The organism is Paraburkholderia sp. DHOC27, assembly GCF_003429005.1.
Taxonomy (GTDB): Bacteria; Pseudomonadota; Gammaproteobacteria; order Burkholderiales; family Burkholderiaceae; genus Paraburkholderia.
The window spans coordinates 1,471,070-1,478,130 of record NZ_QVQV01000001.1 but is presented as its reverse complement, the minus strand read 5'-3'; the positions used below and the strand labels follow the sequence as shown (position 1 = coordinate 1,478,130).

At 62.4% G+C, this 7,061-nt stretch carries 4 protein-coding genes; 1 reads left to right on the top strand and 3 read right to left on the bottom strand.

Annotated features, from left to right (window positions below; all coding sequences use genetic code 11):
• Positions 1-1,103 (bottom strand): hypothetical protein (locus D0B32_RS32460; protein WP_220444907.1); only part of this gene is annotated, 1,103 nt, incomplete at its 3' end.
• Positions 1,104-2,752: 1,649 nt separating this feature from the next.
• Between D0B32_RS32460 and D0B32_RS06465 the strand changes: the two genes are divergently transcribed.
• On the top strand, positions 2,753-3,892 hold the full coding sequence (locus D0B32_RS06465) for a porin (protein WP_117332865.1): 1,140 nt from the start codon (positions 2,753-2,755) through the stop codon (positions 3,890-3,892).
• A 169-nt stretch (positions 3,893-4,061) separates the two neighbouring features.
• On the opposite strand, the gene D0B32_RS06460 is transcribed toward D0B32_RS06465, so the two are convergent.
• Both D0B32_RS06460 and D0B32_RS06455 read right to left on the bottom strand, forming a co-directional pair.
• Positions 4,062-5,621 (bottom strand): DHA2 family efflux MFS transporter permease subunit, encoded by a 1,560-nt coding sequence (locus D0B32_RS06460; RefSeq protein ID WP_117332863.1) that lies wholly within the window; start codon positions 5,619-5,621, stop codon positions 4,062-4,064.
• A gap of 91 nt (positions 5,622-5,712) precedes the next feature.
• Positions 5,713-7,020 (bottom strand): HlyD family efflux transporter periplasmic adaptor subunit, encoded by a 1,308-nt coding sequence (locus D0B32_RS06455; RefSeq protein WP_117332861.1) that lies wholly within the window; start codon positions 7,018-7,020, stop codon positions 5,713-5,715.
• Positions 7,021-7,061: the final 41 nt, after the last annotated feature.

The following is a 7,061-nucleotide window of genomic DNA, read 5'->3' as shown; positions in this document are numbered from 1 at the left end:
ACCACCATTGCCGGGACCGCTGCCGCCGGGGCCACTACCACCGCCTGATCCGCTGCCGCCTCCGGGGCCACTACCGCCGCCGTGGCCGCTGCCGCCGCCATTGCCAGGACCGCTACCGCCAGGGCCACTGCCACCACCATTGCCGGGACCACTGCCGCCGGGACCACTACCGCCTCCGGGACCACTGCCACCGCCTGATCCGCTACCGCCTCCGGGACCACTGCCGCCGCCGTGGCCGCTGCCGCCACCGTTGCCAGGGCCGCTACCGCCGGGGCCACTGCCACCACCATTTCCAGGACCGCTGCCGCCGGGGCCACTACCGCCTCCGGGACCACTACCGCCGCCTGATCCGCTACCGCCTCCGGGACCACTGCCGCCGCCGTGGCCGCTGCCGCCACCATTTCCAGGACCGCTGCCGCCGGGGCCACTACCGCCTCCGGGACCACTACCGCCGCCTGATCCGCTACCGCCTCCGGGGCCACTGCCACCGCCATTACCGGAACCACTACCGCCGGTGCCACCACTGCCACTGCCGGAGCCACTGCCCCCGCCGCCGTGGCCGCTACCGCCTCCGTGGCCGCTGCCAGAACCTGAACCCGAACCGCCAGTGCCAGTGCCAGTACCAGTGCCTCCAGAGCCTGTCCCGCCAGCACCAGTTCCACCGGTGCCGCCCGCGCCGGTTCCACCAGCACCCGTTCCACCAGTGCCACCAGTGCCACCAGCGCCTGTTCCACCAGCACCCGTTCCACCTGTGCCACCTGCGCCAGTCCCACCAGCACCCGTTCCGCCTGTGCCGCCGGCGCCAGTCCCACCAGCACCCGCTCCACCCGTACCGCCAGCTCCAGCTCCGCCAGCACCGGCGCCAGCTCCACCTGTCCCACCCGTGCCGCCTGTACCTGCACCACCACCGTTACCGCCGGTGCCACCACCTGCCCCAGCACCACCAGTCCCCCCTGCGCCAGTCCCCCCTGCGCCACCCGAACCAGACCCACCTGTGCCCGAGCCGCCGCCGGTCGAACCGTTTCCTGCTCCGCCGCTCCCTGAACCACTGCTGCCTGCCGCACCGCTCCCTGTTCCTCCGGCGCCAGCGCCAGCACCAGCACCCGAACCGCCGCCCGCAGCAGACCCAGAGCCAGCTCCGCCGGTACCCTTGCCACCGCTGCCTGAAGAACCGGAACCGCTGGAACCGGAACCGCTGCCACCCGTGCCGCCCGCACCTGCTGCACCCGCGCCCGTGCTACCCGAACCCTGGCCGTTCGCGCCGCTCGGCATCGTGCCGACGCCATGCGATCCGAGCACGCTGCCCGCCAGCGCATTCGCCTGGGCGTTGCCGGCCGTGCCGGGTGTGCCGCCGCTCACCTCGTTGCGGCAACCATGGGTGGCTGTCTCCGGACAGTCCTGGGTAGGATTCTGCGCAAACATCAGTTCGGTTTGCGCCGTGTTTGAATCGGGCTGCGCACTCGCCACCCCTGCATACAACGTTACGGCAGCCGCAATCGCCATTCTGCGAACCATAAGCCCGCGTAAAGTATTTTTATGCCTCGTCATTATGTACCCCTTATCATGCGTTCTAATCAGCTTTAAACAGCCGTTCGAGTTCCACGTTTCGATCGTTTAAATCTTCACGATGGCGCACGATTTATTTCGTGTCTCCCCCACCCGGCAATTGCCTTGCCGCGTTTTGATCAGCTCATTGATAGAGCTGGATAGAATCGACTCGCCGCGCCTCGTTCCTGCTCACGGTCCGTCTAAATGGGACTCATCGCACTTCATTAACATCTGAATTGAAGATATGCGTGCGCGGCATTAACGAACTGTACGGAATCACACTTAACGGTGATCTTGAGTCTTTGAAAATGTCAGGAAATGTAAAATCCAGTTAAATTTACGTTTCATCATCGCGGCCGGAAGTTATTGGTCTTAGATTCGGATTCCCAATTACTTTCTCGATTTGTCGTTTTTTAATATGATCAGATTTTTTCGGGAATATGTGACCGCATAGACGATCGGTACGGACGGGTCGCGACATCGGCCGCCGGCCACGCACCACTCGAAAGACGTCTTCGGAAAAGCCCGTGTGGTCTGCGATCTCGACCACATTGCGCGCCAGAAAAATCCGTCCGTCGCTCTGCCTCAGAGCCCACTCGACGGCGCTTTAACGCTCGCAGATGATTGCCGCCGCTAAGACCGCAAGTCGAAGATCATCGAGAAAGCTCACCAGGTCACCAGCAAAGCTCGCTAAAACAGCGCCCAAAGCAGCGCACGAAAGCGGCTTAAAGAGCACAACTCCTCGCCAATCCCAGCTTTTGGGCCGCGTTCGAAAGCGCGCTTTAAAACCACGCTTTAAAGCGCGCAAACGTTTCCGTCCACCATAAACACGGCTTTATTCGGCCGAATCCCGTTCGAACGCAAAAAATCCACTACGGCGATTTTCAGCCATTTCCCATTCAACGGGTCCACGGCCATTGCGGCCGTTCACCGCCGCTTCAACGCTCGTTCAGCGCGCCTTCAACACTATTTGGGTTTGTCACCCCCGCTTCCTGCTAAGCGCACGCAATTTCCTGTGCAAATGAGCAGCACGCCATCGCCACTTTGCGCAACCTCGGCGTTGCAATGTCGCATTCATACGACAGATTGCCGTGAATTTTGAACTGTCACATTCATTACCCTTGCGTCCCTTACATTGCGGGCCATCGCTCGACCAGCCGTTAGAGCCAAGCGCGCGATTGCCTATATTTCATCGGAGAATCTCTTGAACAAGAAAGTTTTGACCACCGCTATTCTGGCCGGCTTTGCCGGTGTTGCTCACGCACAAAGCAGCGTGACGTTGTACGGGTTGATCGATGCAGGTTTCACGTATGTGAATCACGCCAACGCCAAGGCACAAAGCCTGTACCAGTATGGCGACGGTGTTGCTCAAGGTAGCCGTTGGGGTCTGCGCGGCTCCGAAGATCTCGGTGGCGGCCTGAAGGCAATCTTCACGTTGGAAAACGGCTTTAACTCGGGTACGGGCGCAGCAGGTCAAGGCGGCGATCTGTTCGGCCGTCAAGCTTTCGTCGGTCTGACGAAGGACGGCATCGGCTCCCTGACGCTCGGTCGTCAGTACTCGTTCTCGACCGACTATCTGGGCGGTTCGTACGCGAACGGTGGCCAGACGGTTGCTGGTAACTACGGCTATCACATCAACGATATCGACCAGTTGACGTCGAGCCGTATCAACAACTCGATCAAGTTCAACAGCGCGAACTTCTACGGTCTGACGTTCGGTGCCATGTATGGCTTCTCGAACCAGGCTGGCTCGTTCGCAGGCGCGCCGGGCACGACCGGTTCGTCGTCGGCATACAGCTTCGGCCTGCAATACAACAACGGCCCGCTGGGTATCGCCGCAGCGTACACGGACATCCGCTTCCCGGGTTCGGCATCGCCGACGTTCTCGACGACGCTGGCTAACGCAGCGATCACGGGTACGGCAAAGGATCTGGCAACGACCGGTGTTGGCGCCAAGTACTCGATCGGCGCGGCTACGATGTGGGCCCTGTGGACCCATACGAACATCGATCAGATCACGGGTCACATGACGGAGTTCAACGCCTATGAAGCGGGCGCCAAGTACGCCATCACGCCGGCATTGACGGGCGCACTGGGCTACACGTACATGCAGGCCAAGGATCTGACGAACGGTCACTGGAACCAGGTCGACGCCAGCGTCGACTACGCGCTGAGCAAGCGCACCGACGTGTACCTGCTCGGTATCTACCAGGACGCATCGGGCAAGACGGCGAAGAATGCTGACCTGCAATCGCAGATCGGTGTGAGCACGAGCAGCTATCTGCCAGTTGCTGGCGCATCCACGCAGTTGGCTGTCCGTGTCGGTATCCGTCACAAGTTCTAAAGCAGCAGCCGGTTAGCGGGGACGCGGTACGCCTCCCCGTTGCATGAACCGGAAACGCCCCGCCAGGCATCCTTACTGGATGTCTCGCGGGGCGTTGTCGTATCCGGCGGCTTGGCGTCGTACGTGACATCGAGCGTCGAACCCTACGGCCCGACGCTCTGCATTCACCTTAGTGCCCACCTGCGGCAGCGGGGTCGACCTTGCCCTTCTCCGGCTTGGTCACCCAGATCAACGGCACAATCAGCACGAAGATTACGGCCGACAGCCAGAAAATATCATTGAGTCCCAGCATCGCGGCCTGGCTGTTGAGCGAGTTCTCGAAGAACGCCAGCGCCTTCCCATTGCCGCCGCCCAGCGTGTGGTGCAGCGCGGTGAGCGCCCCGGAGAACAGTGGATTTTCCACGCTGGTCTGCTCGGCAAGACGCGCGTGATGCAGGATCGTGCGGTCATTCCAGCCCGTGCTGGCGAGCGACGTGCCCACTCCACCCGCAAACACGCGCACGAAATTCGACAGACCGGCCGCTGCGGGAATCTTGTCGCCCGGCTGCCCGGACAGAATGATGGCGGTCAACGGCACGAAGAACAGCGCGGTCGGAATGCCTTGCAACAGCGTCGGCAGCACGAGGGTCCAGGTGTCGACGCCGGTGGTGTAGAGCGAGCGCATGAAGAACACCCCGGCGAAGCCGAGGAACGCAAGCGTCGCCAGCACGCGGGCATCGGACTTCGGCATGATCTTCGCCATCACCGGCGCGAGGATCACCGCAAAGATACCGAGCGGCGCGGTGACGAGCCCGGCATCCACGGCGCGATAGTTGAGAAACTCCTGCATCCACTGTGGCAGCAGCACGAGGTTCGAAAAGAACACGCCATACGCGACCGAAATCGCCACTGTCCCGCCCAGAAAATTGCGGCCAGCAAAGAGACGCAGATTGACGATGGGGTTCTTCTCGGTCAGCTCCCAGATCAGGAAGAACACGAAGCTGATGAGCGCGAACACGGTGAGTGCGACGATTACGGGCGAATTGAACCAGTCGAGGTCCTTGCCCTTGTCGAGCATGACCTGCAACGACGCAACCCACGCGATCAGCGAAAGCAACCCCACCTTGTCGATCGGCAGGCGTTTAGTCGGCGTTTCGCGGTGACGATACAGCGCCCACGTCACGCCAGCGGCAAAGATGCCGACCGGTATGTTGATGAAGAAAATCCACGACCACGAATAGCTATCCGTGATCCAGCCGCCGAGCGCGGGGCCCGCAATCGGACCCACCGTCGCCGTCATCGCCCACAACGCCAGCGCGGTCGAGCTTTTTTCCTTCGGATACGAGCCGAGCAAGATGGCCTGCGAGAGCGGAATCAACGGACCGGCCACCGCGCCCTGCACAATCCGCGCAGCAAGCAGCACCGTCAGGTTCGGCGCGACGCCGCACGCCCACGACGACAACACGAACAACAAAATCGCCCACACGAACAGCTTGATCTGACCCACGCGTTGCGTGAGCCACCCCGTCAGCGGAATCGCAATGGCGTTGGCCGCCGAGAACAACGTGATCACCCACGTGCCCTCATCCACCGAAACGCCAAGATTGCCGGCAATGGTCGGCACCGCCACGTTCGCAATGGAAGAGTCCAGCACGTTCATAAACGTGGCCAATGCCACGGCGAGAGTCGCCAGCACCAGCTTGCCGCCGGTGAGCGGCGCGAGCGCAGCGGGGCTCGTCGAGTTATTCATTTCATCACCCGTCTGTAGACGCGGTCAGATGCAAATGCGCTTGCTATCTGACCTATCAGCTAATTGGATAAAAAACGTTGCGCGTGTTAGCTCAACCAGCCGAGCGAGCCGGATTGCGATGCACGGCGGCCGTTTTCTGCACCGCGGCGGTTGCGGCCGTGCGCGAGACGGGCATGTTTTGCGCGATGATCTGCGCGATTTCGGCGTCGGCGGCGGCGCCGTATTGGGCGAAGACGTCGGTGTGATACGTGGTGTTCACGGCGGCGGCCAGTTGCGTGCCGGACTCGTCATGCGTGGTGACGTCTACCTGCATCGAGAGACCAATCCGCAACGGGTGCGCCGCGAGTTCCTGCGGGTCGAGGTACACACGTACCGGCAGGCGCTGCACCACCTTGATCCAGTTGCCGGTGGCGTTTTGCGCGGGCAATACCGCGAACGCGGCGCCCGTGCCCGCGGAAAAGCCCTCCACCTTGCCGTGATACTTGACGCTCGAGCCGTACACGTCCGCGGTCAACGTGACGGGCTGACCAATGCGCATATGCTTCAGCTGGACTTCCTTGAAGTTCGCATCCACCCACACGCCGTCGAGCGGCACGATTGCCATGAGCGGCGTGCCCGGCGCGACGCGCTGGCCCACCTGCACCGAACGCTGCGCCACGTAGCCCGTAACAGGCGCGGGCAAGGTGTTGCGCGCGTAGCTGAGATAGGCATCGCGTACTTTCGATGCGGCGGCCTGCACGTCTGGATGCTGTTCGATTGTCGTGCGGTCGGTCAACGCGTGATTGGCTTCGGCCTGCTGACGGGCGGCATCGAGCGCGGCCTGGGCGGAGCTGACCGCATCGCGTGCGTGCGAAACGTCTTCGCCCGACACCGCGCCGGTTTGCGCAATCGTCTCGCGGCGTTTGAGGTCGTCCATTGCGCGGGCGAGATCGGACTCGCGCTGCGCGACATTGGCGGCGTAGAAATCGTTGTTCACATACAGGCCGCTCACCTTGCGCACCGTCTGACCGAGCGTCGCTTCCGCATTCAGGAGCGCGATGCGTGCGTCGGCGCCATCGAGCGTGACCACCGGGTCGCCCTTCTTGACGATCTGCGTATCGTCCGCGTTGACCGCATCCACGGTGCCGGTCACCTGCGGGGTCAACTGCACGAGATTGCCGTTGACGTAGGCGTCGTCCGTCGATTCGTGGAAGCGTCCCGTTGTGTAGTAGTACGATCCATAGGCGCCAGCGGATACGACGATGGCTGCGGCCAGCAACAGCAGAAACAGTTTCCGCTTGCCGGATCTGGGCGCGTCCGGTTGCGACGGCGGCTGCGGCGGCGCAGCGTGTTGCGATGACTGCTGCGACTGCTGCGGCTGGGCCGCGTGGGCCGGCTTGGTGGTGATCGTGTCGCTCATTTCAATGACTCCAGGCAAAGAATAAAAGTGTCGCGATGCGG